This window comes from Paraburkholderia sp. (assembly GCF_028283785.1).
Taxonomy (GTDB): domain Bacteria; phylum Pseudomonadota; class Gammaproteobacteria; order Burkholderiales; family Burkholderiaceae; genus Paraburkholderia.
In genome coordinates this window covers 484,622-509,360 of sequence record NZ_JAPWKB010000012.1, presented here as the reverse complement: position 1 = coordinate 509,360, position 24,739 = coordinate 484,622, and the positions used below count along the sequence as shown (strand labels likewise).

The window sequence follows — 24,739 nt, the reverse complement described above, 5'->3', positions numbered from 1 at the left end:
TCGCCACCCGGTTCTTTCCGGATAGTCTCTTGCAGCGCTGTGAGCCGCTCATCGCAGGCCGTCCGGCATAGGGTGGGGCCTGACCGTCCATGGACTTGTTTCAGTGTTGCGCCGAACCTTGGTCTTCGTTCGGACGAGGTTCAGTTCGGCTGCCTGTGAGGTTGCCAGGCAGTGTTTTCATATCGAGGAATTTTTAATTGGCAGTCAGTAATCTGGAAATGCACGCGCTGTTCGTGCTCGGCGATTCGCGCCAAACTGGTGAAATTGTTTCAATCGCGTTTCGTGTATGTCACTGAACAAACGGCCGAAGGTATATACATGGCCGAGATCGACACCGAGAGTGCCTTGGTGGTGGATGACAAGCAGCGCCTGGAACTGAAGGTGGGTGATCATTTCCGCGCCGCGGTATTGCCCAGCCGCGAAGGCGGCAAGTTTGAAATCAAGTTCCGCGACATCAAGTTGGCGGTGTATGGCCTGGGTGAATATGCCTTTGTCAGTACGGCCGATGGTGAAGGCATCGTGTTCAAGGAAAGCCAGACGGTGGTCATGGTGTTCGCCGCCAAGGAACAGTTGCAGGGCGGCCTGGCCAAGACCCTGAAAGCGGCGTCGTCCAAGGCCGCCAAGTGGCGCAAGGGTGAGCTCACGTTCAAACCCAGCGAATAACCTGCGGGCCGTGGTCTACAGTCAGTGAGTCCTGACTGTAGAGGCCTTGCCGATGAAAGTGTTACTGCCCCTTGTGCTCTGGTGCCTGGCGCTGCTGGCGTCGCCCGTGCGCGCGGCCCCCGCGCCAATTCATTTCGCCGACCTGAACTGGGAAAGCGGCAGCCTGATCACCGAGTTGCTGCGCGTGGTGGTGGAAAAGGGCTACGAGCTGCCCACCGACACGCTGCCTGGCACCACCATTACCCTGGAAACGGCGCTGGCGAAGAACGACATCCAGGTGATCGCCGAAGAGTGGGCCGGGCGCAGCCCGGTGTGGGTCAAGGCCGAGGCCGCCGGGCAGGTCAAGGGCCTGGGCAACCTGGTGGCGGGGGCCACCGAAGGCTGGTGGGTGCCCGAATACGTGGTGAAGGGCGATGCCGCGCGCGGCATCAAGCCCCTGGCGCCGGACCTGCGCAGTGTCAGCGACCTGCCGCGCTACAAGGCGGTGTTCCGCGACCCGGAAAACCCCGACAAGGGTCGCTTCCTCAACAGCCCCATCGGCTGGACCTCGGAAGTGGTCAACGGGCAGAAGCTCAAGGCCTACGGCCTGACTGACAGCTACAGCAACTTTCGCACCGGCAGCGGCGCGGCACTGGACGCTGAGATCACGTCGTCGATCAAGCGCGGCCAGCCGGTGTTGTTCTACTACTGGTCGCCCACGCCTTTGTTGGGGCGCTACCGCCTGATCCAATTGCAGGAACCAGCCTTCGACCCCGAGGCGTGGAAGACCCTGACCCAGGCGGACAACTCGGCGCCCAAGCCCACTCGGTCGCCGCCATCAATTCTGTCGGTGGGTGTGTCGTCGGCGTTTGCCAAGGATTACCCGCAACTGGTGGCATTCTTCCAACAGGTGCAGTTGCCCATCGATGACCTGAACAAGGCGCTGGCCACCATGAGCGAAGGGCACTTGCCGCCGCGCCAGGTGGCCATTACCTTCCTCAAGCAGCACCCGCAGCTGTGGCGGGCTTGGGTGCCGGGGCCAGTGGCTGACAAGGTGGCTGCCGCGCTGTGATCGGGTTCAGCCTTGGCGCCGGCTGCTGACTTCGCCCGGCACCGGCTCGCCGGCCATGCGCTTGCGAAACAGGGCGGCGCGGGCCAGCAGCAAGGTGGTGACTGGTACGGTGATCGCCAGCAGGATCGGGATCAGCCAAGCGTGCAACACCAGGCCGTGCTCGCGCGCCGAAAAGAACACGACGCAGGCCAGCGCTACGCACCAGGCGCCGAGGGTCGAGGCCAGCGCCGGTGGGTGCATGCGCTGGAAAAAGTCCTTCAGGCGCACCATGCCGATCGCCCCGACCAGGGCGAACAGGCTACCGAGCAACAGCAGCACGCCGACAATGACCTGCGTCCACACGGGTAGTTCGCTCATTCGATCACCTCGCCACGCAGCAGGAACTTGGCCAGCGCGAACGAGCCGACGAAGCCGAACAAGGCGATCAGCAGCGCCGCCTCGAAATAGGTTTCGCTGCCATAGCGAATTCCCAGGGTGAGCATGGTCAGCATGCCCAGGATGTACAGGTAGTCCAGCGCCAGCACCCGGTCCTGGGCCGACGGCCCTTTGAACAGCCGGTACAGGGTGAGCAGCATGGCCAGGGCAAAGATCGCCAGGCTGACGACAATGGCGTGGTCGAGCAGGGCACTCATTCGAAAATCTCCATGAGCGGGCGTTCGTAGGTGGCCTTGAAATGCGCGATGAAGCGCGCTTCGTCGTCCAGGTCGAACACGTGCAGCAACAGGATGCTGCGGTCCAGGGCCAGCTCCGACCAGACGGTGCCGGGCACCACGGTGGTGATGGTCGACAGCGCGGCCAGGCCGCTGGCGTCACGCAGGTCCAGGGGCACCTTGACGAAGGTCGAGCGCGGCGCACGGCGGCCCAGGTTGAGCACGCCCCAGGCCACCTGCAGGTTGGACTGCACCACGTCAATGCCCACCCGGCCAAGCAGGCGCAGTAGCGTCAGCGGCTTGCGAATGCGCACCGGCTGGGGCCGCAACGAACTCATCAGCAGCGGCGCCAGCACCCCTAGCGCCACGGCCAGCAGCAGGTTGCCCGGGCTCAGCGACAGGTTCAGCAGCAGCCACAGCAGGGCGCAGGCCAGCGACAGCAGCGGGGCGGGGAACAGGCGCTTCATGGCCGCACCTCGGCTGCCATCACGGCATCAATGTAATGGCTGGGGTCATCGAGCAAGGCGGCGGTGTCGTGGGTGTAGCGCAGCAGCGCCTCGCCCTTGACTGTCAGCACCAGGCACAGGCCCAGCAGCACCACGATGGGGATGCATTCAAAACGGCGCAGCAGCGGCGAGGGGCGTTCCTGGGGTGTCCAGAAGCGCTGGATGCCGACACGGGTCATGGCCAGCAGCGTGGCCAGGCCCGAGAGAATCAACAGCGTGACCATGGCCCAGGCAGCGGGGCTGGCGGTGACGAACAGCGCGTTGATCAGGTTGAGCTTGGCGATGAACCCCGACAGCGGCGGCATGCCGATCACCAGCAGGGCGCAGGCGATGAAGCTCAGGCCGAGGAAGGCCATGGTCCAGGGAATCACCTGCCCGACCACGGCTTTCTGCTCATCGTCCAGGTTGATGCCCTTGGGCGGGTGCAGCGATTCCACCGGGCGCGGCAGCAGGTCGTTGTCATCCTCCAGGGACAGCTCGTTGGCCGAGCGCGAGCGTTCCACCAGCTCAGCGAGCAGGAACAGGGCGGCCAGCGCCAGCGTCGAGCTGACCAGATAGAAAAGCGCCCCGGCGGTGATCGCCGGCACGCCGAAGCCCACGGCCGCCAGCAGGGTGCCCGCCGACACCAGGATACTCAGGCTCGCCATGCGCTCCAGGCGCTGGGCCGCCAGCACGGCAATACCGGCCACGGCGATGGTGACCAGGCCGCCGTACAGCAGCCAGTGGCCGCCGAAGTAGGCCGAGCTACCGGCCTGGCTGGAGAACAGCAGCGTCCACAGGCGCAGCAGGGTGTACACGCCGACTTTGGTCATGATCGCGAACAGCGCCGCCACTGGCGCGCTGGCCGAGGCGTAGGCGGGCACCAGCCAGAAGTTCAGGGGCCACATGCCAGCCTTGGCCAGGAATGCCGTGGCCAGGATCGCCACCCCGGCGTGCAGCAGGCCCACGTCGCTGGCCGGTACCTGGGGGATCTTCAGCGCCAGGTCGGCCAGGTTGAGGGTGCCGGTGACGCCGTAGATCATCGCCGCGCCGATCAGGAACAGCGACGAGGCCAGCAGGTTGATGGCGATGTAGTGCAGCCCCGAGGACACCCGCGCCCGCCCCGAGCCGTGCAGCAGCATGCCGTAGGACGCGGCCAGCAGCACTTCGAAGAACACGAACAGGTTGAACAGGTCGGCCGTCAGGAAGGCGCCGTACAGGCCCATCAGCTGAATCTGGAACAGCGCATGGAAGCTGGCCCCGGCGCGGTCCCAGCGGGCCATGGCGAACAGCAGCGCGGCGCTGGCGACAATGCCGGTCAACACCAGCATCAGCGCCGACAGGCGATCGAGCACCAGCACGATGCCGAACGGCGCCGGCCAGTTGCCGGGCAGGTACACGCCGATGGAACTGGCCTGGTCCTGTTGTTGCGCGCCGTGCAGCAGCACGGCGGCGATGGCGAGCCCCGCGAGGGTCGACAGCAGGTTCAGGCGGGCCTTGAGCGGGCGATGTTTCTCGCCCAGCAACAGCATGGCCGCGGCGGTGAGCAACGGCAGCAGGATCGGCGCGATCAGCAGCGCAGGCGTCAGGCTCATTCGCCGCGCTCCCGGCCATCCACATGGTCGGTGCCGGTCAGGCCCCGTGAGGCCAGCAGCACCACCAGGAACAGCGCGGTCATGGCAAAGCTGATGACGATGGCCGTGAGTACCAGCGCCTGGGGCAGTGGGTCGGTGTAGTGCAGCAGGTCCTGGGCGACGCCGTCCTTGATGATCGGCTCCTTGCCAATGAACAGGCTGCCCATGCTGAAAATGAACAGGTTGACCCCGTAGGACAGCAGGCACAGGCCCATGGCCACCTGGAAGGTCCGGGGCCGCAGGATCAGCCAGACGCCGGAGGCGGCCAGCACGCCGATGGCGATGGCAATGACTTCTTCCATCAGGCACTCCCTAGCGGTTGCGCGACGGGCTTGGGCAGCCCGGTGGGTTTATGGCTGCGCACCGACTGGTGCGCCAGCGCCGTGAGGATCAGCAGGGTGGAGCCGACCACCACGCTGAACACGCCAATGTCGAAGAACAGGGCGCTGGCCACGTGCACCTCGCCCAACAGCGGCAGGTGCAGGTGGGCGGTGTGGGTGGTGAGGAAGGGGTAGCCCAACAGCATTGCGCCCACCCCGGTGAGCGTGGCGAACAACAGACCCACGCCCATCCAGCGCTGGGGCCGCAGGCGCATGTGTGCTTCCACCCACTGGGTGCCGGCCACCATGTACTGCAGAATGAACGCCACCGCCATCACCAGGCCGGCGACGAAGCCGCCGCCGGGCTGGTTGTGGCCGCGCATGAACAGGTACATGGACACCACCACGGCGATGGGCAGCAGCAGGCGCACCAGTACCGCCGGCACCATCATGAAGCCCAGGGCGGTGTCGCTGGCCTGGCGCGGGTTGACCAGGTCGGTGACCACGTCCGGCGCCAGCAGGCGTTGCTGGGCCGGCAACTGGATGCTTTCGCGCGGCGGCCGGAAGCGCCGCAGCAGGGCGAAGATGGCCAGCGCCGTGGCCACCAGCACGGTGATCTCGCCCAGGGTGTCGAAGCCGCGAAAGTCCACCAGCATGACGTTGACCACATTGCTGCCGCCGCCCTCGGGCAGCGCCTTGCGCAGGTAGAACTCGGAGATGACGTTGGGCGTGGGGCGCGTCAGCATGGCGTAGGACAGCGCCGCCATGCCGCCGCCCACAGCGACGGCCAGCAGCAGGTCGCGCAGGCGCCGCAAGCGGGCGCGAGCCTCGCTGCCGGGCAGCGGCAGCACGGTCTCGATACGCCGCGGCAGCCAGCGCAGGCCAAGCAGGATCAGCACCGTGGTCACCACTTCGACCACCAGTTGCGTCAGCGCCAGGTCCGGCGCCGAGAACCAGATGAAGGTGATGCAGGTCATCAACCCGCAGACGCTGACCATGGTCAGGGCTGCCAGCCGGTGGTACTTGGCCTGCCACGCCGCGCCGAGGGCGCAGGCAATGGCGATCAGCCACAGGGCCACGAACACCCCGGAGCCAGCTATCTTCGGCCGCGTGCCCCAGGTCAGGCCGTAGTCGAGCAACGGGATCAGGCCTGCCACCACCGCCACCAGCACCAGCATGAACAGCTGCGGTTGCAGGCGGCGGGTGGTCACCAGCCGCTCGGTGCGCCGCGCCAGGCGCATCAACAGCACCAGGCTACGCTCGAACAATCGCTTGCCGTTGAGCCGGCCCACCAGGGGCGGGCGTTGCAGGCGGCCGCGCTGGAACTGGCGGCGCATCAGCAGGTACAGCACGATGCCAGCGCCCATGGCGATCAGGCTCATGATCAGCGGCGCATTGAAACCATGCCAGATCGCCAGGCTGTAGGCCGGCAGTTCGCCGCCCACCACCGGCAGTGCGGCGGCGGCCAGCAGCGGGCCGACCGACTGCGCCGGGAAGATTCCCACCACCAGGCACAGCAACACCAGCAGCTCTACCGGTGCGCGCATCCAGCGCGGCGGCTCGTGGGGCTGGTGAGGCAGGTCCATGGCCGGCGGGCCGAAGAATACGTCGACCGTGAAGCGCAGCGCGTAGACCACGCTGAAGGTGCCAGCCAAGGTCGCCACCGCCGGCAGTGCGGCTTCTACCCAGGCGGTGGAGGTGATGAACACGGTTTCGGCGAAGAACATTTCCTTGGACAGGAAGCCGTTCATCAATGGCACGCCGGCCATGGCCGCGCTGGCGACCATGGCCAGCGTGGCCGTGAACGGGATTAGCCGGAACAGCCCACTGAGGCGGCGGATGTCGCGGGTGCCGCTTTCGTGGTCGATGATGCCTGCGGCCATGAACAGCGAGGCCTTGAAGGTGGCGTGGTTGAGGATATGGAACACCGCCGCCACCGCAGCCAATGGGCTGTTGAGCCCCAGCAGCAGCGTGATCAGGCCCAGGTGGCTGATGGTGGAGTAGGCCAGCAGGCCCTTCAGGTCGTTCTGGAACATGGCCGCGTAGGCGCCCAGCAGCAGGGTGCAGGCCCCGGCGCCGCTGACCATCCAGAACCACTGGTCGCTGCCCGACAGCGACGGCCACAGGCGCGCCAGCAGGAACACCCCGGCCTTGACCATGGTCGCCGAGTGCAGGTAAGCCGACACCGGCGTCGGCGCCGCCATCGCGTGGGGCAGCCAGAAGTGGAAGGGGAATTGCGCGCTTTTGCTCAGGGCGCCGATCAGGATCAGGGTCAGCAGCACCGGGTACAGGTGGCTGGCGCGGATCTGCTCACCGGCCGCCAGCACCGTGTCCAGGTCATAGCTGCCCACCACCTGGCCCAGCAGCAATACCCCGGCCAGCAGGCACAGGCCGCCCGCGCCGGTGACCGCCAGGGCCATGTAGGCACCGCGACGGGCATCGGCGCGGTGGTGCCAGTAGCCGATCAGCAAGAACGAGAACAGGCTGGTCAGTTCCCAGAAGAACACCATCTGCACCAGGTTGCCGGAAATCACCAGGCCGAGCATGGCGCCCATGAACGCCAGGAAAAAGGCGAAGAAGCGCGGCACCGGGTCGTCCGGCGACATGTAGTAGCGAGCGTACAGCGACACGAGCGTGCCGATGCCCAGTACCAGCAGTGAAAACAGCCAGGCGAAGCCGTCCATGCGTAACGTGACGTTCAGGCCCAGGCTGGGCAGCCAGGTGTAGGTCTCGCGAATCACGCCGCCGTGGGCGATCTGCGGGTACATGAAGGCAACGGCAATTGTGCCCGCAAGGGCGACCAGACCGGCCAATATCGACTCGCGGTTGCGCGCGTCGTGGGGCAGCACCGCCGCCAGGCAGCTGCCGAGAAAGGGCAGAAGCAGTAGAACTATCAATGACATAGCGGTCTGATCTGCTGAAGTGAAGCAATGATCATACGGGGACGGACGGCCATCACCAACCGGGAAGCTGTGGCAGGACCCTACAATAGTGGTCTATTTGGTGGGTTTTTCATGACAAAATTTTACCAAAGACGGCAACCGAGCCTAATGGCCCTGCCGCGGCCTGTGGCAGCTGTCACCGCAAGGGTGATGCAATATACTGCGCACACGCCCTTAGCAGAGCTTATCTCCTCGTGCCCCAAGACTCCCCACCGCGCACCTCGGTGCTGCAACACGTCAGCCACAATGTTCGCCGCCTGCGCCATGCTGCTGGCTTCAGTCAAAGCGTGCTGGCCGAACGCTCCGGGGTCAGCCGGCGCATGCTGGTGGCCATCGAGGCTGGCGAGAAGAACGTCAGCCTGGGCACCCTGGACCGCGTCGCCGAGGCCTTGGACGTGGTGTTCAGTGACCTGATCCGCGCGCCCGACAACCGTGACCCCGGGCGCATCAACGAAGTGGCCTGGGCCGGCACCCGGGCCGGCAGCAAGGCGGTGCTGCTGGCCAGCGCCCCGGCACGCCGCGAGGTGGAGCTGTGGGAGTGGTGCCTGGCGCCCGGCGAACGCTACGACAGTACCTGTGATGCCGAGGGCTTCAGCGAGCAGTTGTTCGTGTATTCAGGCTGCTTGACCCTGGACGTCGACGGCGCCAGCCGGCAGATCGCCGCCGGAGAGTTCTTCATGTTCGCCAGCCACCGTGCCCATGGCTATCGTAATGAGGGTGAGGTGGCCGTGCGGTTCGTGCGCAACGTGGTGTTTTAAAGCGCTTCTCTGTTCCGGGCCGGTTTCGGTAGCATGTGCACTACCGCGTAGAAGGCCGTGAAAAATGACAGACACTCCTGAGCATCCCGTGTTACGCCTGTGCGTGCTGCAGTACCCCGGTGCCCTGCATTCCAGCGCCGTCGGGCTGGCCGATCTGTTCGCCTGCGCGCAGCAGGTTCGTGCCGAACTGGGCATGGCGAAAACGCCAGCGGTACAGCTGGACACGGTCACGGGGGTGGACCAGGGCGCCGCCCCAGCGGTGGTATTCGTGCCGCCGTTGGCCGGCTTGCCGGTGCCGGATGCGCAGGCGCTGGCGCCGATGATTGCCGCGCTGCGGCGCTGGCACGCCGACGGCGCGATGTTGGTGGCGGTGTGTTCGGGGGCCTGGCTGATCGCGATGGCGGGGCTGTTGCAAGGCCGCCGCGCCACGGTGCACTGGGACCATGCGATGGCCCTGGCCGCTTATTATCCGAAGGTGCAGGTGGTGCCCCACGAAGTACTGGTGGACGAGGGCGACGTGGTGACTTCGTCAGGCACCCAGGCCTGGCAGACGGTGGGGCTGGCGGTGCTGGCGCATTTCTTCGGCGCTTCGCTGGCGATGGAGACCCATGGCCTGCTGACGGTGCCGGAGCGCACCGAACCGCTGCCGCCCAGCCCGTTCCAGCCGCGCCTGGACCACGGCCATGCGGCGGTGCTGAAGGTGCAACTGTGGTTGCAGGACAACCGCGCCATGGGCGTCACCCTCGATGAAATGGCAGCCTGCGCGGGTCTGGAGCCACGTACTTTCCTGCGCCGCTTCCATGCCAGCACCGGGTTGAAGCCGACCGAATATTGCCAGCAACTGCGTATTGCCCGTGCCTGCCATCTGCTGGAAACCAGCCAGCGCAACGTCGACCAGATCGCCAGCAGCGTCGGGTACCAGGACGTGGGCGCGCTGCTGGCAAGAACTTCCTGCGGGTGACGGGATATGCGCTGAGCGAGTATCGCGAGAAATATGGCGTGCGAACGCTGTACCGGCCGGTGGCGTTGCGGGGGCGTTAAGCGGCGTGCCGCACAACACCGTTGCTGCTAGGAGAAGTGGCGAAAAAGACGCACCGTGATCAGCGACCTGACCAACGCCAGGTCGCGCACTGATGGACTTCGAAGTGACGACCCGGCTGGCGGCCTCGCGCCTGCAGCAGCAGGTCGAAGCCGAACTGGCGGCGGGCGGCCTCGATGCCGACAGCCTCCCCGACGACATGGAACAGCGCCACAAGACGATCGACGCGGCGCTGGCGGACTCTCCCACGTACCAGGCGCGCGCGCTGCTGGGCGAATGGACCGCCAAGCAGCACGGCCGCGCCGCCGAGCAGGCCTTCGCCGAGATCGAGGACACGATCCTGCCCGAGCTGGAAGCGCTCAAGCAGGGTGGCACCACCGTCACCGAGCATGATTTCGACGCGCCGAACTACTGGTCGAAAGTGTGGTTCCACCGCACCCGCGGCGGGTGGGACGCGGGGCCGTGGAACGGCTTCATCCATGGCGAGCTGGTTCACAAGAAGTACGTCTCGAAGATCTTCCCCGGCGACATCTACGGCAACCGCCGCGCCGTGCTGCGCGCGCTGCCGCGCGACGACTATCGCCGCATCCTCGAGATCGGCACGTCGTCGGGCCACCACTCGGTCGCCATCGCCGAAGTGTTCCCCGACGCGCACCTGACCGGCATCGACCCGTCGCTGCGGATGATCGAGCAGGCGCAGCGGGTGGCCAACGAAAAGGGCTTCGCCTGGGACCTGCACACCGGCGTGGGCGAGCACATGCCGATGTTCGCCGACGCCAGCTTCGACCTCGTCACCGCTTATGCGATCCACCACGAGATGCCGGTCAAGGCGATCGAGGCGATCTTCGTCGAGGCGTTCCGCGTGCTCGAACCCGGCGGCGACATGGTCATGGCCGACGTCGCCCGCACCCAGAGCCTCGACAAGCTGACCGCCTGGCGGTTCGACTGGCTGGCCCGCTGGGGCGGCGAGCCGTTCTGGCGCTCGACCGCCAAGCTCGACATGGAGCCGATGGCCCGCGCCGCCGGTTTCGTCGACGTGCGTGGCTGGCAACCCAATCCGGGGCGCGACCCCTACATCATCTATGGACGCAAGCCCGCATGACCGACACGCTTGATCTCAGCGCCGAACGCGCCAGCCGCGACGTGACCGCGGCGCGCCAGATCCTGCCGCCCACCCGCATCGACGACGTCGCCGAAGCGGTGCTCGCCCTGGCGCGGGAACTGTGGGTGGTGTGTGATCGCCAGATCGTCACCGAAGCCCTGCTCGCGCGCCACGGCATCACCGCGCAGGACATCGATGCGTTCCAGCCCGACCCGGCGGTCGAAGCGCGCCTCGATACGCGCCGCAAACAGATCGTCGACAACCTGCTGGTCGCGCTGAAGGCTGGCTAATCCTCCCCGTCGCGCAGCGATGGGGAGGGGGACCGCCAGCAAGCTGGTGGTGGAGGGGCATCGACCCCTCCGTCAGCCCTCACGCTCCCCATTCCGTCGGAACAAGGAGGATCCCACTCACCCCTTGCAGGCCAGCCCCGCGCGGATCGCCGGCCATTGCGCCGCGGCCGGCGTCTTGCGCCCGACCTCTGCGTCGAGGAACGCCGTAACCGCCGCGAACACGCGCGCGCGGCGCTCCGGCTTGGCGTCGCCCTGCGGCGGGCGCAGCGTGCTGTCGATGCCGCCGAGGTAATGCCCCGCACCCTCGACGTGCATCAGGCACATCCCCGAGGTCGCCGACGACAGCCGGAACCCGTCGTCGTGCCAGCCGGGCCCCTGGTCGGTCAGCGGCGTGGTATCGGCGGTGCCGTTCACCATCAGCACCGGCCCGCGCAGCGACGTCCAGTCGACTTTCATGTAGGGTCCGCGCTGCTGCCACTGCGGGGTCAGCCCCTCCCAGTTGCCCGGCGGCGAGAGCAGCACAGCGGCGCGGAAGGCGCCTGTCGGCCCCGGCTGTTGCTCGCCCTGCACCCGCGCGCCCATCGCCAGTGCCGCAGTATGCCCGCCGAAGCTGTGCCCCAGCAGCGCCAGCCGCGCGAGGTCCGCCCGCGCCGCAAGGCCGGGCACTTTGCCCAGCACTTGCGCCACATGGCCGCCGATCCAGTTCACCTGGTCGAGCCGGATGCGCCAGGTGTCGGCGGGGTAGGGGGCGGGCGGAAAGCCGTCGTGCGAAGCGTCAGGATGGTCGGGCTGGATCACGATCCAGCCGTCGCGCGCCAGCGCCTCGACCAGCGGGCGATAGTCCGAGCGGTTGAGCAGGTTGCCGTGGCTGAGCACCAGCACCGGCAAATTCCGCCCCTGCACTGGCGCGGTGACGCGCATCAGCAGCGGCCGCCCGTCGGGCCCCTGTGCGATCGCCACCGGATCGACCGAGGCGATCGTCGCCGGCGCTTCGACTTGCGGTGGCGTCTCGTTGGACGCGGCGCCGGCCGATGCCGGCAGCAGGCTCGCCAGAACGCCGGTGAACATCGGCGCCAGCAGGGCGAGCAGGCGCGGCGAAAGCGGGGCGGGGCGGGCCATGGCGGGTCTTCCTTCGAACGTCGGCGCGATGCCGGCAGGATCCCGGCAGTTAGCGCGCCACCGGCGAAATGCCACAATAGCGGTGCGTGCGTTCCTCGACAGGCGAGAAGTCCGCGATCGCCTGCTAGGCTGTTGCGCAATGGCCGACCTAGGTCCAACCGGATGACGGATACGGGGTTCGCCCCCGGCTGTCCTGTACCCGCCCCCGGAGGTTCGCGATGGAATACGATTACGTCCCCTTGCCGCAGCGCAAGCCGCTCAAGTGGCCCAACGGCGCCCGCGTCGCGCTGATGCTCACTTTCAATCTCGAAACCTGGGACTTGGTGAAGGACACCGACAAGCCTTATTACGCGGGCGGTCCGGCGATCCTGCCAGACATCCTGCCCGGCAACGTGCCCGATTTCCCGAACTACTCCTGGCGCGAATATGGCCAGCGCGTCGGCATCTGGCGCCTGTTCGAGCTGTTCGACGAACTGGGCGTGCCCGCCACCTGCACCACCAACGCCGTCACTTTCGAGCGTCGCAAGGCGATGACCGACGCGGTGCTAGAGCGCGGTTGGGAACTGCTGGCGCACAACTGGGAGCAGGGCGAACTGCTGACCGGCTTCGCGGGCGACCCGGCCAAAGAGCGCGAGATCGTGCTACGCAGCCTCGCTCAGTACGAGAAGTTCACCGGCCGCAAGGCCAAGGGCTGGCTCTCGTCCAGCTTGCGCGGCACCCTGCAGACCGCCGACATCCTCGCTGGCGAGGGCTGCACGTTCTACTGCGACATCATGAACGACGACCAGCCCTACATGCTGCGCACGCCCAACGGCCCGATCGTCTCGGTACCCTATTCCAACGAGATCAATGACTTCACGTTCATTACTCGAAAGAACTTCACCACCGACCAGTTCCGCGACGCGCTGATCGAGGAACTCGACGTGCTTTACGCAGAGGGCGAGAAGACCGGCCGCATCATGAACGTTGGTCTGCACCCGCACGTCTCGGGCCGCGCGCACCGCGTCCGCGCGATCCGCGAATTCATCGAGCATGCCAAGTCGCTGCCCGGCGTATGGTGGGCGACCCGCGAGGAAATCGCCGCCTGGTATCTCGAAAACCACGAAGACCACATTCCGGGCCAGCTGGGATGAACCATGTAACGAGGCTGCGCGGCCGTCTCGCCGAGCGGGCGACGCGCGGCCTCGTGTCGATGCCGGGCTGCTGGGACGCGTTGACCATGCTGCTGGTCGAACGCGCCGGGTTCGAGGCGGGGTTCGTCTCGGGCGCGGCGCTGTCGATGGCGATGCTGGGCCGCGCCGACCTCGGCCTGGTGCCGGCGGACCGGGTGGTCGACACCATCGCGCTGATGCGCGATGCCAGCGACCTGCCGCTGCTGGTCGACGGCGACACCGGCTTCGGCAACGCGCTCACGCTGCAGCGGTTCGTGCGCATGCTCGAACGCGCGGGCGCCAGCGCGGTGCAGATCGAGGACCAGACCTTCCCCAAGCGCTGCGGCCACATGGCCGGCAAGCAGGTGGTGCCGCTGGCCGACGCGGTGGGCCGGGTGCGCGCCGCGCTCGACGCGCGCGGCGACATGTTGGTGGTCGCGCGCACCGATGCGCTCTCGGTCGAGGGGCTCGATTCGGCGATCGAGCGGGCCGATGCCTTCCTCGCCGAAGGGGCCGACGCGGTCTTCGTCGAAGGCGCGCGCACGATGGACGAACTCGAAACCGTGACGCGCCGCTTCGCCGCGCGGGTGCCGCTGGTCCACAACCTCGCCGCGGGCGGGGTGACGCCGACCGACGACGAAGTGCGCCTCGAAGCGCTGGGCGTCGCGGTGGCGCTGCATCCGCTGCTGCTGCTGGGCGGCCTCGCCACATCGGGCGCGGACTGGCTGACGCGGCTTGCCGGCGACCGTTCGAGCGCGGCCCTGCGCGGCGCGACCGGTGAGCTTCACCATCTCAACGACCTGACCGGCGCCAAGGCGCTGCTCGACCAAGGAGCGAAATATGGCTGCTGAACAGACCGATCTGAACACCGACTACGCCAGCGCCGGGTTCGGCGGCGGGCTGGAGCCGGGCAAGAAGCCGGCGCTGGTGCTGATCGACATGGTCATGGCCTATCTCGACCCCGCGTCGCCGCTTTACGCGCAGGGCGAGGCGGCGCTGGAGCAGGCGGTACGGCTTGCCGCGGCGGCGCGCGCGGCGGGCATCCCGGTGATCCTGACGAACGTGGAATACCGCGACGGCAGCGAAGGCGGCATGTTCTTCCGCAAGGTGCCGGGCCTCAAGAACTTCATGGCCGGCTCGCCGCTGGGCGCTTTCCCCGAAAGCCTGACGCCGCAGCCGGGCGACCGGGTGCTCACCAAGTTCTATCCCTCCGCCTTCTTCGGCACCGCGCTGGCCTCGATGCTGGTGGCCGAGGGAATCGATACGCTGCTGATCGGCGGCTATTCGACCTCGGGCTGCGTGCGCGCGACCGCGCTCGACGCGCTGTGCAACGGCTTCGTGCCGCTGGTCGTGGCGGACGCCTGCGCCGACCGCGCGCCGGGCCCGCACGAAAGCAACCTGTTCGACATCCAGGCCAAGATCGGCGACGTGATCGACGCCGAGGCGGCGCTGGCGCTGATCGCGCGCTGATGGCGCGCTTCGGTTTCCACCACGCGGCGATGTCGGTGGCGGACATCGAGGGCGCCGCGCGCTGGTACGAGGATGTGCTGGGCTTTCGCGTGGAACGGCGCTTCCCGATTCCGGGCGGCACCAAGGCGCTGTTCCTCGAACGCGACGGCCTACGCATAGAATTGTTCGAGGTCGCCGACCCGCTGCCGATGCCCGCCGACCGCCTCGATCCGCGCGCCGACCTCAAGACTTTGGGCAACAAGCACGCGGCGTTCACCGTGGCGGATTACGACGCCTTCCGCGCCGACCTGATCGCGCGGGGGATCGAGCTGGTGCTCGAAGTGGGCGAACGCTTCGGTCGCGGCCTGTTCATCCGCGATGGTGCAGGCAACATCCTCGAATTTCTCGAGGTTTGAGCGCTTAGTCGCTGACCGGAGGCGCTTTTGCTTCCGGCAACGGATCACTCGTATGCAGTTCCAGCTTCTGCGGCAGGGTGCCGATGTCGATGCCTTGCGCCGCGAACGTGCGTAGCAGCGCCATCAGCACGTTGCTGCGCGTGCGGTACACGTCGCGCGGGGAGGCGACGTGGGCGAAGCAGTTGAAGGCGATGCGGTCCAGCGCGATCGAATCGATGAAGGCGCTGGGCGCGGGTTCGTCGAGCACGGCGGCCTCGGCGGCGAAGATGCCCAGCACGATCTGCCGCACGGTGTCGACGGGCGTGTCGAGCGGCACCGAGAACTGGAGCTGGATGCGGCCGAGCGGGCTCGACAGCGTCTTGTTGAGCACCGTCTTGGTGATGAGTTCGGAGTTGGGCACGATCAGCGTCGAGTGATCGGACAAGGTGATCTCGGTCGACCGCACGCTGATCCGCTTGACGTCGCCCTCGTCGGTGCCGACGCGCACCCAGTCGCCGATCTTGATCGGGCGCTCGGCCAGCAGGATCAGGCCTGACACGAAGTTCTGGGTGATCGCCTGAAGGCCGAAGCCGATGCCGACCGACAAGGCCGACAGCAGCAGTGCGATCCGCTCGATGCCGATGCCGAGCGAGGCGAGCGCCCAGATGATGACGAGCGCGATGCCGACGTAGCGGGCGACGAGGCTGGCCGAATTGCGCGCCGAACCGTCGAGGTCGGTGGCGGGAAGGTAGCGCTTTTCCAGCCAGCCCATGAATGCGCGGACGATCGCCAGGCCCAGCGCGAAGACCACCACGGCGCGGATCACCGCGCCCGGCGAGATCGCGATGCCGCCCACTTCGAAGCCCTGACTTAGGGTACCCAGGCGTCCGAAGATGCTGGTCAGCCCGTCGCCGCCACCGAACGGCGACATCAGCAGCCCGAACGCGATCAGCACGAGGATCACGCGGGCGATCGCGGAGACGAGCACGCCGAGCTGGTCCACCACGCTGCCGCGCACGCCGATCGAGCGGGTGAGCGTCACGCCCAACCGGCTGTCGCGGTTGAACAGCAGCATCGCGGCGTCGTCCGCGGTGCCCAGCAGCAGGTAGAGCGCGGCGCCGAGCACGGCGGCCCAGATGATGACGCGCGCAACGAACAGGCTGAGCGCCACGTAGCCCGCCGCCAACGCGATCAGTGCGGCGATGACGAGCGCCCAGGCGACCAGCGTCATAGCCGCGATCCCCGCGCCCGGCGCGATGCCTTCGGCTTCCTCGGCCTCGACCCGGCGGGCGCGCAGGCGGCCCAGCGCGCTCAGCGCGACGGCGATCCACAGCAGGTGGACCAGCGCCTCGATCATCTGCCAGCCGGTGGTCGCGGTGCGGCTCGCGCCGATCGTGCGGTTGAACGCGTCGATCAGGCCGCTGGCGAAGGCGATCATCGCCAGCACCCACGTCAGCGGGCGCAACTGGTTGGCGGTATCGTCGGAAATCGGGGCGACTCGCCACGACGGCAGCTTGCGCATGAGGACCGCGCCCGCCAGCGAGGCGGTGAACGCGGAGAACCCGCTGGCGGCGACGAAACCGTCGAACAGGTCGTCCCAGTTGGCCGGGAACAGGTTCGCCCAGCGCAAGCCCTGGACCAGGCTGTAAGCCGCGAGCGCCGGGACGAGGGTGCCGATCAGCACCTTCCAGCAAGGCCTTGAACAGCGAACGGCGGATGCGGTGCCCCGGCGCGCTGCCGACGAGGTAGCTCTGCCCGAGCTGGCGGCAGGCGACGCGCACCGGAAACATCAGGGCGAGCGCGAAGGCGAGCCCGAGGAACGCCTGCCACTGGCGAGTAGCCGCCAGCGCCTGCGCGCCTGTACATTGCTCGCCTCCTTGGCCGCGAACAGGCCGACCCGGCGCAGATCGCGCGGCAGCGATTCGAGCAGTTCGCTCCAGAACGTGGGCGCAAGGGGGAATTCGACGCAGGGTCGACAGCGTCTCGTTCAGCTGCTGCGCCTTGCTGCGGTCGATCTCGTCGATCAGCTGCTGCGCCTCGACCCCGAAAGCCGCGCGCGCTTGACCGCGGCGTCGATCGCCGAGCGGTTGTGGGCCAGGCGCTGGCGCTCACGCTGAATGTCGGGTGCTTCCACCACCCCGGCGGTGACGGGGCCGAGTCCGGTGATGCGGTCGTCGAGCAGCGCGAGCTGGTCGGAGAGCTGGCCTTCAGCCGTGCTCAACCCTTGCTGCGCGGCGACGGCGGTGGCGCGCAGGGTGGCACGATCGGCGGCATCGACGCGAGTGTCGAGCGTGTGGTCGATCGTGCGCAGGTCCTTCTCGGCTTGCGCGATCGTCGCCGAAGCCTGGGCCAGCGGCGAGGCCTGCGAAGGCTGCGCCTGCGCAACACGCTGTTTTCCGACGCGCTGAATCACGCGTCGCTGATCGACGGCGCGCGTCTGTCGCGCGCCGACGTGCAGATCTATCCGCACGGCGACACCGACGCATTGAGCGCGATGCTCGACGCGTCGGATGCAGACGTGAAGCTGATCGTCTCGGATACCGTGTTCAGCATGGACGGCGACGTCGCGCCGCTCGCGGCCCTGCTCGCGCTTGCGGAACGGCACAGCGCCTGGCTCGTGCTCGACGATGCGCATGGTTTCGGCGTGCTCGGCCCGCAAGGTCGCGGCGCGATTGCGCAAGCCGCGCTGCGTTCGCCCAACCTGATTTCGATCGGCACGCTCGGCAAGGCCGCAGGCGTGTCGGGCGCGTTCGTCGTCGCGCATGCAACGGTGATCGAATGGCTCGTGCAGCGCGCCCGTCCGTATATTTTCACGACGGCTTCGACGCCCGCTGCCGCGTACGCCGTGTCCGCGAGCCTGAAAATCATCGGCGGCGATGAAGGCGAGGCGCGTCGCACGCATCTGCGCGCGTTGATCGAACGCACGCGCGCGATGCTCAAGGCGACGCCGTGGATTCCGGTCGATTCCCATACCGCCGTGCAGCCGCTGATCATCGGTGCGAACGACGCGGCGCTCGACATGGCCGGCGCGCTGGATCGCGCGGGCCTGTGGGTTCCCGCGATCCGTCCGCCGACCGTTCCGGTCGGCACGTCGCGGCTGCGCGTGTCCTTGTCCGCCGCCCATTCGCACGACGATCTGGATCGGCTCGAAGCCGGTTTGCGCGCATGCGCCGGTGGTACGCAATGAGCGCGCCGCTATCGCTGTTCGTCACCGGCACCGATACCGAGATCGGCAAGACGCTCGTCAGCGCGGCGCTGCTGCGCGGCTTCGCGCGCGAAGGACTGCGCGCGGCCGCGATGAAGCCGATCGCGGCCGGCACGTATGAGGCCGAAGGCGTCACGCGCAACGAAGACACCGACGTGCTCGATGCGGCGTCGAGCGTCGTGCTGCTGGCGGCGATGCGCACGCCGTATCTGTTGAACGAAGCCGCCGCGCCACATATCGCCGCCGCGCTCGAAAACGTCGAACTGGAGATCGCGCCGATCGTCGAGTGTCACGCGCAAGCGATGCAGTGCGCGGACGTCGTGGTGGTGGAAGGCGTCGGTGGCTTTTTGCGTACCGCTCACCGACACGCACGACACCGCCGATCTCGCGGTCGCGCTGAACCTGCCGGTGGTGCTGGTCGTCGGCATGCGGCTGGGCTGTATCAGCCACGCATTGCTGACCGCCGAAGCGATCGTCGCGCGCGGACTGCAACTGGTCGGCTGGGTCGCGAATCGCGTCGATCCGGACATGAGTTTCCCCGACGAAAATATCGCAACGATCCGTGCGCGCTTCGCCAGTCGATACGATGCGCCGCTGCTCGGAATCGTCCCGCATCTGAGCCCCGCCTCGCCCGACGTGGCGGCGGATCAACTGAACATGCCTTTGCTCATGCATGCGCTGCGCGCATCGCAATGAACTCACTCTCTTCTTGATGAGGATCGTTACATGACCCAACTTCAAACCGCTTCCGCCGTCACCGATCACGCCGCAGCCGCGCCCGCGGTTCCCGTTGCACGCTGGCGTGTCGCGGACGTCGTCGCGCTGTACGAACTGCCGTTCAACGACCTGATGTTCCGTGCGCAGCAGACGCACCGCGAGCATTTCGATGCGAATACGGTGCAACTGTCGACGCTGCTGTCGATCAAGACCGGTGGCTGCGAGGAGGATTGCGCGTACTGCCCGCAATCGGTTCATCACGATACCGGTCTGGCCGCAGATAAACTGATGCCGGTGGATGAAGTGCTGGCCGCGGCGAAGGTCGCGAAAGAGAACGGCGCGACGCGCTTCTGCATGGGCGCGGCGTGGCGCAATCCGAAAGATCGTCACCTCGAACCGATCAAGGACATGATTCGCGGCGTGAAGGCGATGGGCCTCGAAACCTGCGTGACGCTGGGCATGCTGGAGACGCATCAGGCGCAGGCGTTGCGCGATGCCGGGCTCGATTACTACAACCACAATCTGGATACGTCGCCGGAGTTTTACGGCCAGATCATTTCGACGCGCACGTATCAGGATCGTCTCGATACGCTGGAGCGTGTGCGCGATGCCGGGATCAACGTGTGTTGCGGCGGGATCGTCGGTCTGGGCGAATCGCGTCGCGAGCGTGCGGGACTGATTTCGCAGCTGGCGAATATGGACCCGTATCCGGAATCGGTGCCGATCAACAATCTCGTGCAGGTCGAAGGCACGCCGCTGTCGGGCACCGAAGCCATCGATCCGTTCGAGTTCGTGCGAACCATTGCGGTGGCGCGCATCGCGATGCCGACGGCGATGGTGCGTCTGTCGGCGGGCCGTGAGCAGATGGACGAGGCGTTGCAGGCGCTGTGTTTCCTCGCGGGCGCGAACTCGATTTTCTACGGCGATCAATTGCTGACGACGAGCAATCCGCAGGCCGAAGCGGACCGCAAGCTGCTGTCGCGTCTGGGCATCAAGGCCGAGGCCGCGAATCAGATGGCAAGCGACAAAGCCGAGTGCTCGAAGGGCTGCGACGGACACGCGACGAATTAAGCGAAATCGCTGCCGCTGTGTAAGGCGGTCGTGCTGAAAGACCGTAAGTGCCGGTGACGGCGCTTGCGGTCTTTTTGTTTTTTCGGGGTGTGTGCAGCGCGGCGAATGGAGGCGGACGGGTTGGACACGTTTTTTCACGTTGCTCGCGATCGCACGCGGCGGCGTTTATCTTTCGTGCAACCGTTTTCGCCTGCTGGCTTCGTCCTATGATGTTGGACCGAGTGGTTTTCGTACGCCGTTCGCCGGAAAATGGGCTTCCCGTCACTGACGACGACAGCAAGGAATCCAGATGAATACGAACCACACCACCCTCCCGCCGAACGACACCTTCCCGGGTCATGCAATCAGTCACGATCACTCGCCACAACTCGTGAACGTGGAACACTATATCCGCGGAGAGAGGGACAATCTCGACGACGAAGTCCTTCTTCACATCCACGCCAAGCTCGATATCGATACCGGTGAACCCGTGGAATCCTCGCCTACGCGCCGCGTTTTGATCCTGCGGCTTTCGAGCGGCTCACGGCAAACGGCGAGCAGGCATGGAAAGACGTCGATGATCCGGCCGGATGGGTGCGCCATCTCCGAGGCATGTCAGATTGACATCCGTGCTGCTCGACAGTTTTGGATTTGTCTGAGCAGTCTCCGTCCACGCCAAGCTCGATATCGATATCGGTGAGCTGAGCGAAGCGACAGCGCGTGCGCGATCTCGGGCTGTCTAACTTTATCGTCACGCCTTTCAATTCGACGAGGCCATCGCGACCGCCAAAGTGTTCGCGGCCATGCACGCCGCAAGGCAACGTGGCGAGGAACGGGATGCGGTTAAAGACGACGCAAAGCTGCTGGGTCAGTGCGTGCTGAGAGACATCACCCACTTCGCAACCGACGATGCCGCGTGTGCACAGCGCATCGCCGAGGCCCGATCGCGCGGGATCGTTGCGGGACTTCCGCGCCCAATCAGTTTGCATGCGCCCATTCCGCAAAGCTGGATCTCGGGTAGTCACGATCGACAACCCATCTGACGACGCGCCGCGAGTGCTCGCGGCGCCAGTCAACGCATCGACCTACTCCCGGCGATCTGCGTATGCGTTCGATACGCGGCAGTTCCCCCCCGCGCCGAAACACTTTTCCACGTTACTCCGGAACGCTTATGATCCCGCTGACGCAAAGCTGGATTCGTTAAGCGCGCGCGACCCCGTGCGCCACCGTCCTATGCCGTTCGGACGAGTTGTTGTGCGTGCGCGTTTCTCTATACTGAACAGGCCGTCAAGACAACGACGGACAGGTTTGGAAGCCTGAGTTGACAGTAACCGCACGCGCCTGCGCAAGCAGGCAGTGCGCTAGCCTTTGCACGTCCAGTCTCAATGGGCGGGCCTTGGCGAGGGAGCTGAAAAGCTCGCCGGTTTGTTACTGTCCCGGTCTTCCAACCTTGCCATGTGCCCGCTCACCCTCTCGCCAGCGAGTGTCCGGGCGATTTCACGCATCGACAGGAAATCGCGCCATGAATCAACCGTCCCTCACGCCCAGCGTCGCTCAATTCGAACGTATCTCGCTTGCTGCCGTTGACGCAGGCTTCCGCTATGCGTCGCAACTCGGCGATCTGTCGGCGCTTGCACAAACGCTGCAATCGGCGGTGACGCTGAATCCCGAAGCCACAGACGCGCAGCACAAACTCGCGCAACTGCTCGCACGACTCGCCGACGAATATCAGGCGTCCGCGCAAATCGAAGCGGAAATGTTCAGCATCGTCGTCGACGACGCACGCGGATTACGGAAGAAGAAGAAGAAGAAGCGAGGGGTGACTAGACAGGCCCGACAGGCCAGAACCGAAACGGTGACGCAATAGGTTTGGCGTCGAGCCCGATTGTTATAAACGGGCCGCGGCACACGCGCCGCCGACCCGTTTTCTTTTTTGCGTTCCCGTAGCGATTGTTTGCTGCTGAAACCATGTGAAACGTCCGGCGTTCGCCATGCACGGCGGGATATTCCCGCGATTCCGGATCCGCTTATCTGAGTACGCGTGATCTGAATCGGGCAGCATGAACTGCGTAGGCATGAATGCGGATCGCGATGCGAAGCATGGCGCCTCGCGATGCGGAGTCACAAACTCACGCGGCAGGTTGGCCCTCACCCCGTGCGCGCGCCGGACAGTCGGGCGGACTGCGACCGGGTGGCCGCGATCCGCGATGACTTAGCGTGCAATCTTATCGACGAACGATTCGCCCGCTTGACCGTGCGTCTCAGTTTGCCGCTACGTCACTCCCGTCCGACCACCACCTGATCGAACGTACCGCCATCGGAAAAGTGCGTCTGTTGCGCCTTCTGCCAGCCGCCGAACATCTGCTCGACCGTGAATGTCTTGATCGGCTTGAACTCCGCTGCATGCTTCGCCAGCACCGTTTTGTCACGGGGCCGCAAATGATGCTGCGCAATGATCTCCTGCCCTTCCGGCGAGTACAGGAAGTCCAGATAAGCCTGCGCCTGCTTTCTTGTACCGCGCTTATCCACAACCTTATCCACAATCGTCACCGGCGGCGCAGCCAGCAAACTCACGGACGGATACACCGCGTCGAAACCGCCGCCGCCCACGCCCGAATCGATCAACGACACCTCGTTCTCGAACGTCACCAGCACATCGCCGATACCGCGCTGTGTAAAGGTCGTCGTCGCGCCCCGGCCGCCCGCATCGAGCACCGGCACGTTCTTGAAAATGGCTTTCTCGAAATCCATCGCCTGCGCGTCGGTGCCGCCGTGCTGCTTGCGGTAGCCCCACGCCGCCAGATACGCATAGCGGCCATTTCCCGACGTCTTCGGATTCGCGATCACCACCTGCATGCCCGGCTTCGCGAGATCGTCCCAATCCTGAATGTGCTTCGGATTACCCTTGCGCACGAGGAAGACCATCGTCGTCGTGTACGGTGCGCTGTCGTCCGGCAGACGCGTGCGCCAGTTGGCGGGCACCAGTTGACCGCGCTCGGCGAGCAGGTCGATATCGTTCGGCTGGTTCATCGTCACCACGTCGGCCTGCAAGCCCTGCGTGACCGACAACGCCTGCGCGCTCGATGCGCCGTGCGACTGCTTGATCGTGATCGTCTCGCCGGTCTTCTTCTTGTAATCCGCGACGAAGGCCGTGTTGATGTCCTTGTAGAGTTCGCGCGTCACGTCGTACGACACGTTCAGCAACGACGTGTCCGCGTGCGCGAGCGGCACGCCGCTCAAGCCGAGCGCCAATGCCGTCAGTCCGCCCGCGAGCCAGCGCGTCGTATGTCCTTTGCCTGCCATGATGTCCCCGTCAGATGAGTGGATGTTGCGGGGATTCTATCGGATCGCTTTCGATATGAAAGCGTGACGCCATCGTCGCCCCATCGACATCAGCGGCGATCAGGCCGTCACGTGCGCGACCGCGTCGAGCGTGGCGTCATCGTGAAACCGCAGCGGCGCTGCGCAATGAATCAGCGTATCGACGAAGTGCCGCGCGCGCGGCCACGGTCCGTAACCCGCCGCCGTGTTGATATGTCCGGCGTCGCCGTAATTGACGAACGCGCTGCCCAGTCGTTGCGCGAGATCGCGCGCGCCATCGGCGGACATCCACGGATCCGTTTCGCTGCCGACCAGGATCGACGGTACGCCGACGCGCTTCGCTTCGAACGCGCCCGCGAACGCGAACTTCTGCGGGCTCGCCGGCGCGACGAACAGCACGCCGACCACGTCCGACGCATACGCGCCGTTCTGCAACGCGTGCGCGGCCGCGAGACATCCGAAACTATGCGCGGCCAGCACGAACGGCCCACGCTCGCGATCGAGCAGATCGCGCACGGCTTGCGACCACACGGCGAGATCGGGGGCATCCCAATCGGCCTGCTCGACGCGCAGCGACCGCGCGAACTGCCGTTCGAGCCACGTCTGCCAATGCGCGCCTTCGCTGCCGTGCAGACCGGGCACGGTCACGAGCCGCGGCGGCCACACCGAATTGCTGCAAGTGAACATGGGATTCTCGCTGACGGATTCCGGGGAAACCCATTCTCATGCGCCATTCTGAAGAATCGAACCAAGTTTTTATGCTTTGCATATCCTCGCGACGCGGACGCGTGTGCACGCGAGCCGCCCGAACTCGCCCAATCCGCCCTGCCACCGCCGACATGCGCCGATTTATGACCCGTCGCGCGCAATCCACGTCGAAAACGTAAAATGAAGGCCATCCCGACAATGAGGAGGCCCTATGCAGCACGCGTCGCCCAATCAGACCCCGTCCCGAACGATCCAGCCGTTCCATCTGGCGTTTCCGGTCACGAGCCTCGACAACGCGCGTCGCTTCTACGGCGGCCTGCTCGGTTGCCCGGAAGGCCGAAGCTCGCCGGAATGGGTCGATTTCGATTTCTTCGGTCATCAACTGGTCGCGCATCTGGCGCCGGAAGAAACCGGTCGCGCGAAAACCAATGCGGTGGACGGCGACGCGGTGCCGGTGCGTCACTTCGGCGTCGTGCTGACGATGGACGACTGGCACACGCTCGCCGACAGGCTGAAAGCGGCCGACACGGATTTCATCATCGAGCCGCATATCCGCTTCAAGGGCGAAGTGGGCGAACAGGCCACCATGTTCTTCCTCGACCCGTGCGGCAACGCGCTGGAGTTCAAGGCTTTCGGCGATATCGGCCAGTTGTTCGCGAAGTGAGCCGTTTGCCCCTCCATCCGAAGCGC

24 protein-coding genes and 3 pseudogenes are annotated in these 24,739 nt (G+C 66.1%); 15 read left to right on the top strand and 12 right to left on the bottom strand.

Features of this window, described 5'->3' with window-relative positions:
* Positions 1 to 197: 197 nt before the first annotated feature.
* Positions 198 to 663: pseudogene (locus tag PW947_RS14060) on the top strand (hypothetical protein).
* Positions 664 to 715: 52 nt separating this feature from the next.
* Entirely contained in the window at positions 716 to 1,714 is a 999-nt protein-coding gene (locus PW947_RS14055) for an ABC transporter substrate-binding protein (RefSeq protein WP_299632928.1), read from the top strand.
* A 6-nt stretch (positions 1,715 to 1,720) separates the two neighbouring features.
* Here the strand turns inward: PW947_RS14055 and PW947_RS14050 are convergent, their stop codons facing one another.
* The 6 genes from PW947_RS14050 to PW947_RS14025 are packed head-to-tail and all read right to left on the bottom strand — an operon-like array spanning position 1,721 to position 7,706.
* Positions 1,721 to 2,071, bottom strand: coding sequence for a Na+/H+ antiporter subunit G (locus PW947_RS14050; protein WP_299632927.1), 351 nt, complete (start codon positions 2,069 to 2,071; stop codon positions 1,721 to 1,723).
* Complete coding sequence (locus tag PW947_RS14045; RefSeq protein ID WP_299632926.1) at positions 2,068 to 2,346, bottom strand: K+/H+ antiporter subunit F; 279 nt, start codon at positions 2,344 to 2,346, stop codon at positions 2,068 to 2,070. Before PW947_RS14045 ends, PW947_RS14050 begins: the two co-directional genes overlap by 4 nt.
* Positions 2,343 to 2,831: a Na+/H+ antiporter subunit E gene (locus PW947_RS14040; RefSeq protein WP_299632925.1), complete on the bottom strand. Its 489-nt coding sequence runs from the start codon at positions 2,829 to 2,831 to the stop codon at positions 2,343 to 2,345. The genes PW947_RS14045 and PW947_RS14040 overlap by 4 nt, the downstream gene beginning before the upstream one ends.
* Positions 2,828 to 4,444, bottom strand: a complete 1,617-nt coding sequence (locus PW947_RS14035; protein ID WP_299632924.1) for a monovalent cation/H+ antiporter subunit D — start codon at positions 4,442 to 4,444, stop codon at positions 2,828 to 2,830. The genes PW947_RS14040 and PW947_RS14035 overlap by 4 nt, the downstream gene beginning before the upstream one ends.
* Complete coding sequence (locus tag PW947_RS14030; protein ID WP_299632923.1) at positions 4,441 to 4,785, bottom strand: Na+/H+ antiporter subunit C; 345 nt, start codon at positions 4,783 to 4,785, stop codon at positions 4,441 to 4,443. The genes PW947_RS14035 and PW947_RS14030 overlap by 4 nt, the downstream gene beginning before the upstream one ends.
* A complete protein-coding gene (locus PW947_RS14025; protein ID WP_299632922.1) occupies positions 4,785 to 7,706 on the bottom strand; it encodes a monovalent cation/H+ antiporter subunit A in 2,922 nt (973 codons plus the stop codon). The genes PW947_RS14030 and PW947_RS14025 overlap by 1 nt, the downstream gene beginning before the upstream one ends.
* Positions 7,707 to 7,969: 263 nt before the next feature.
* Here PW947_RS14025 and PW947_RS14020 point away from each other — a divergent pair, with 263 nt between their 5' ends.
* The 4 genes from PW947_RS14020 (at position 7,970) to PW947_RS14005 (ending at position 10,934) form a co-directional block, all read left to right on the top strand.
* Complete coding sequence (locus tag PW947_RS14020; protein ID WP_299632921.1) at positions 7,970 to 8,503, top strand: XRE family transcriptional regulator; 534 nt, start codon at positions 7,970 to 7,972, stop codon at positions 8,501 to 8,503.
* 64 nt (positions 8,504 to 8,567) lie between these two features.
* Entirely contained in the window at positions 8,568 to 9,464 is an 897-nt protein-coding gene (locus PW947_RS14015) for a helix-turn-helix domain-containing protein (protein WP_299632920.1), read from the top strand.
* Positions 9,465 to 9,636: 172 nt separating this feature from the next.
* The gene (locus tag PW947_RS14010; RefSeq protein ID WP_299632919.1) at positions 9,637 to 10,644 is read left to right on the top strand and encodes a class I SAM-dependent methyltransferase; all 1,008 of its coding nucleotides are present in this window, start codon (positions 9,637 to 9,639) and stop codon (positions 10,642 to 10,644) included.
* A complete protein-coding gene (locus PW947_RS14005; protein WP_299632918.1) occupies positions 10,641 to 10,934 on the top strand; it encodes a hypothetical protein in 294 nt (97 codons plus the stop codon). The genes PW947_RS14010 and PW947_RS14005 overlap by 4 nt, the downstream gene beginning before the upstream one ends.
* A gap of 117 nt (positions 10,935 to 11,051) precedes the next feature.
* Here PW947_RS14005 and PW947_RS14000 read toward each other — a convergent pair whose 3' ends face one another.
* Positions 11,052 to 12,053 (bottom strand): alpha/beta fold hydrolase, encoded by a 1,002-nt coding sequence (locus PW947_RS14000; protein ID WP_299632917.1) that lies wholly within the window; start codon positions 12,051 to 12,053, stop codon positions 11,052 to 11,054.
* A 218-nt stretch (positions 12,054 to 12,271) separates the two neighbouring features.
* On the opposite strand from PW947_RS14000, the gene PW947_RS13995 reads away from it, so the two are divergent.
* Genes PW947_RS13995 through PW947_RS13980 form a run of 4 tightly spaced genes read left to right on the top strand, consistent with a single transcriptional unit; the run spans position 12,272 to position 15,069 of the window.
* The gene (locus PW947_RS13995; RefSeq protein WP_299632916.1) at positions 12,272 to 13,186 is read left to right on the top strand and encodes a hypothetical protein; all 915 of its coding nucleotides are present in this window, start codon (positions 12,272 to 12,274) and stop codon (positions 13,184 to 13,186) included.
* Positions 13,183 to 14,055: an isocitrate lyase/PEP mutase family protein gene (locus tag PW947_RS13990; RefSeq protein ID WP_299632915.1), complete on the top strand. Its 873-nt coding sequence runs from the start codon at positions 13,183 to 13,185 to the stop codon at positions 14,053 to 14,055. Before PW947_RS13995 ends, PW947_RS13990 begins: the two co-directional genes overlap by 4 nt.
* The gene (locus tag PW947_RS13985; protein WP_299632914.1) at positions 14,045 to 14,674 is read left to right on the top strand and encodes an isochorismatase family protein; all 630 of its coding nucleotides are present in this window, start codon (positions 14,045 to 14,047) and stop codon (positions 14,672 to 14,674) included. The genes PW947_RS13990 and PW947_RS13985 overlap by 11 nt, the downstream gene beginning before the upstream one ends.
* On the top strand, positions 14,674 to 15,069 hold the full coding sequence (locus PW947_RS13980) for a VOC family protein (protein WP_299632913.1): 396 nt from the start codon (positions 14,674 to 14,676) through the stop codon (positions 15,067 to 15,069). The genes PW947_RS13985 and PW947_RS13980 overlap by 1 nt, the downstream gene beginning before the upstream one ends.
* A 4-nt stretch (positions 15,070 to 15,073) precedes the next feature.
* On the opposite strand, the gene PW947_RS13975 is transcribed toward PW947_RS13980, so the two are convergent.
* Both PW947_RS13975 and PW947_RS31230 read right to left on the bottom strand, forming a co-directional pair.
* Positions 15,074 to 16,732 carry a mechanosensitive ion channel domain-containing protein gene (locus PW947_RS13975; RefSeq protein WP_299632912.1) on the bottom strand — a complete coding sequence of 553 codons (1,659 nt, stop codon included), beginning with the start codon at positions 16,730 to 16,732 and terminating at the stop codon, positions 15,074 to 15,076.
* Between the two features lie 105 nt (positions 16,733 to 16,837).
* A complete protein-coding gene (locus PW947_RS31230; RefSeq protein ID WP_366146117.1) occupies positions 16,838 to 16,978 on the bottom strand; it encodes a hypothetical protein in 141 nt (46 codons plus the stop codon).
* Between the two features lie 456 nt (positions 16,979 to 17,434).
* Between PW947_RS31230 and PW947_RS13965 the strand changes: the two are divergent.
* The 3 genes and pseudogenes from PW947_RS13965 to bioB form a co-directional block, all read left to right on the top strand.
* Positions 17,435 to 18,235: pseudogene (locus PW947_RS13965) on the top strand (aminotransferase class I/II-fold pyridoxal phosphate-dependent enzyme); the annotation flags it as partial.
* Positions 18,232 to 18,949 (top strand): annotated as a pseudogene (gene bioD, locus PW947_RS13960) (dethiobiotin synthase). The pseudogenes PW947_RS13965 and bioD, both read left to right, overlap by 4 nt.
* Positions 18,950 to 18,979: 30 nt before the next feature.
* Complete coding sequence (gene bioB, locus PW947_RS13955; RefSeq protein ID WP_299632910.1) at positions 18,980 to 20,041, top strand: biotin synthase BioB; 1,062 nt, start codon at positions 18,980 to 18,982, stop codon at positions 20,039 to 20,041.
* Between the two features lie 482 nt (positions 20,042 to 20,523).
* On the opposite strand, the gene PW947_RS13950 is transcribed toward bioB, so the two are convergent.
* Complete coding sequence (locus PW947_RS13950; protein WP_299632909.1) at positions 20,524 to 21,009, bottom strand: hypothetical protein; 486 nt, start codon at positions 21,007 to 21,009, stop codon at positions 20,524 to 20,526.
* 533 nt (positions 21,010 to 21,542) lie between these two features.
* Between PW947_RS13950 and PW947_RS13945 the strand changes: the two genes are divergently transcribed.
* Entirely contained in the window at positions 21,543 to 21,887 is a 345-nt protein-coding gene (locus PW947_RS13945) for a hypothetical protein (protein ID WP_299632908.1), read from the top strand.
* Positions 21,888 to 22,297: 410 nt separating this feature from the next.
* On the opposite strand, the gene PW947_RS13940 is transcribed toward PW947_RS13945, so the two are convergent.
* Entirely contained in the window at positions 22,298 to 23,323 is a 1,026-nt protein-coding gene (locus PW947_RS13940; protein WP_299632907.1) for a sulfate ABC transporter substrate-binding protein, read from the bottom strand.
* Between the two features lie 99 nt (positions 23,324 to 23,422).
* The gene (locus PW947_RS13935; protein ID WP_299632906.1) at positions 23,423 to 24,028 is read right to left on the bottom strand and encodes an alpha/beta hydrolase; all 606 of its coding nucleotides are present in this window, start codon (positions 24,026 to 24,028) and stop codon (positions 23,423 to 23,425) included.
* Positions 24,029 to 24,260: 232 nt separating this feature from the next.
* Between PW947_RS13935 and PW947_RS13930 the strand changes: the two genes are divergently transcribed.
* Complete coding sequence (locus PW947_RS13930) at positions 24,261 to 24,713, top strand: VOC family protein (RefSeq protein ID WP_299632905.1); 453 nt, start codon at positions 24,261 to 24,263, stop codon at positions 24,711 to 24,713.
* Positions 24,714 to 24,739 lie beyond the last annotated feature (26 nt).

Coding starts and splice junctions, on each gene's coding strand:
- PW947_RS14055 (WP_299632928.1), top strand. CDS start 716: ATGAAAGTGTTACTGCCCCTTGTGCTCTGGTGCCTGGCGCTGCTGGCG.
- PW947_RS14050 (WP_299632927.1), bottom strand. CDS start 2,071: ATGAGCGAACTACCCGTGTGGACGCAGGTCATTGTCGGCGTGCTGCTG.
- PW947_RS14045 (WP_299632926.1), bottom strand. CDS start 2,346: ATGAGTGCCCTGCTCGACCACGCCATTGTCGTCAGCCTGGCGATCTTT.
- PW947_RS14040 (WP_299632925.1), bottom strand. CDS start 2,831: ATGAAGCGCCTGTTCCCCGCCCCGCTGCTGTCGCTGGCCTGCGCCCTG.
- PW947_RS14035 (WP_299632924.1), bottom strand. CDS start 4,444: ATGAGCCTGACGCCTGCGCTGCTGATCGCGCCGATCCTGCTGCCGTTG.
- PW947_RS14030 (WP_299632923.1), bottom strand. CDS start 4,785: ATGGAAGAAGTCATTGCCATCGCCATCGGCGTGCTGGCCGCCTCCGGC.
- PW947_RS14025 (WP_299632922.1), bottom strand. CDS start 7,706: ATGTCATTGATAGTTCTACTGCTTCTGCCCTTTCTCGGCAGCTGCCTG.
- PW947_RS14015 (WP_299632920.1), top strand. CDS start 8,568: ATGACAGACACTCCTGAGCATCCCGTGTTACGCCTGTGCGTGCTGCAG.
- PW947_RS14010 (WP_299632919.1), top strand. CDS start 9,637: ATGGACTTCGAAGTGACGACCCGGCTGGCGGCCTCGCGCCTGCAGCAG.
- PW947_RS14005 (WP_299632918.1), top strand. CDS start 10,641: ATGACCGACACGCTTGATCTCAGCGCCGAACGCGCCAGCCGCGACGTG.
- PW947_RS14000 (WP_299632917.1), bottom strand. CDS start 12,053: ATGGCCCGCCCCGCCCCGCTTTCGCCGCGCCTGCTCGCCCTGCTGGCG.
- PW947_RS13995 (WP_299632916.1), top strand. CDS start 12,272: ATGGAATACGATTACGTCCCCTTGCCGCAGCGCAAGCCGCTCAAGTGG.
- PW947_RS13990 (WP_299632915.1), top strand. CDS start 13,183: ATGAACCATGTAACGAGGCTGCGCGGCCGTCTCGCCGAGCGGGCGACG.
- PW947_RS13985 (WP_299632914.1), top strand. CDS start 14,045: ATGGCTGCTGAACAGACCGATCTGAACACCGACTACGCCAGCGCCGGG.
- PW947_RS13980 (WP_299632913.1), top strand. CDS start 14,674: ATGGCGCGCTTCGGTTTCCACCACGCGGCGATGTCGGTGGCGGACATC.
- bioB (WP_299632910.1), top strand. CDS start 18,980: ATGACCCAACTTCAAACCGCTTCCGCCGTCACCGATCACGCCGCAGCC.
- PW947_RS13950 (WP_299632909.1), bottom strand. CDS start 21,009: ATGCAAACTGATTGGGCGCGGAAGTCCCGCAACGATCCCGCGCGATCG.
- PW947_RS13945 (WP_299632908.1), top strand. CDS start 21,543: ATGAATCAACCGTCCCTCACGCCCAGCGTCGCTCAATTCGAACGTATC.
- PW947_RS13940 (WP_299632907.1), bottom strand. CDS start 23,323: ATGGCAGGCAAAGGACATACGACGCGCTGGCTCGCGGGCGGACTGACG.
- PW947_RS13935 (WP_299632906.1), bottom strand. CDS start 24,028: ATGTTCACTTGCAGCAATTCGGTGTGGCCGCCGCGGCTCGTGACCGTG.
- PW947_RS13930 (WP_299632905.1), top strand. CDS start 24,261: ATGCAGCACGCGTCGCCCAATCAGACCCCGTCCCGAACGATCCAGCCG.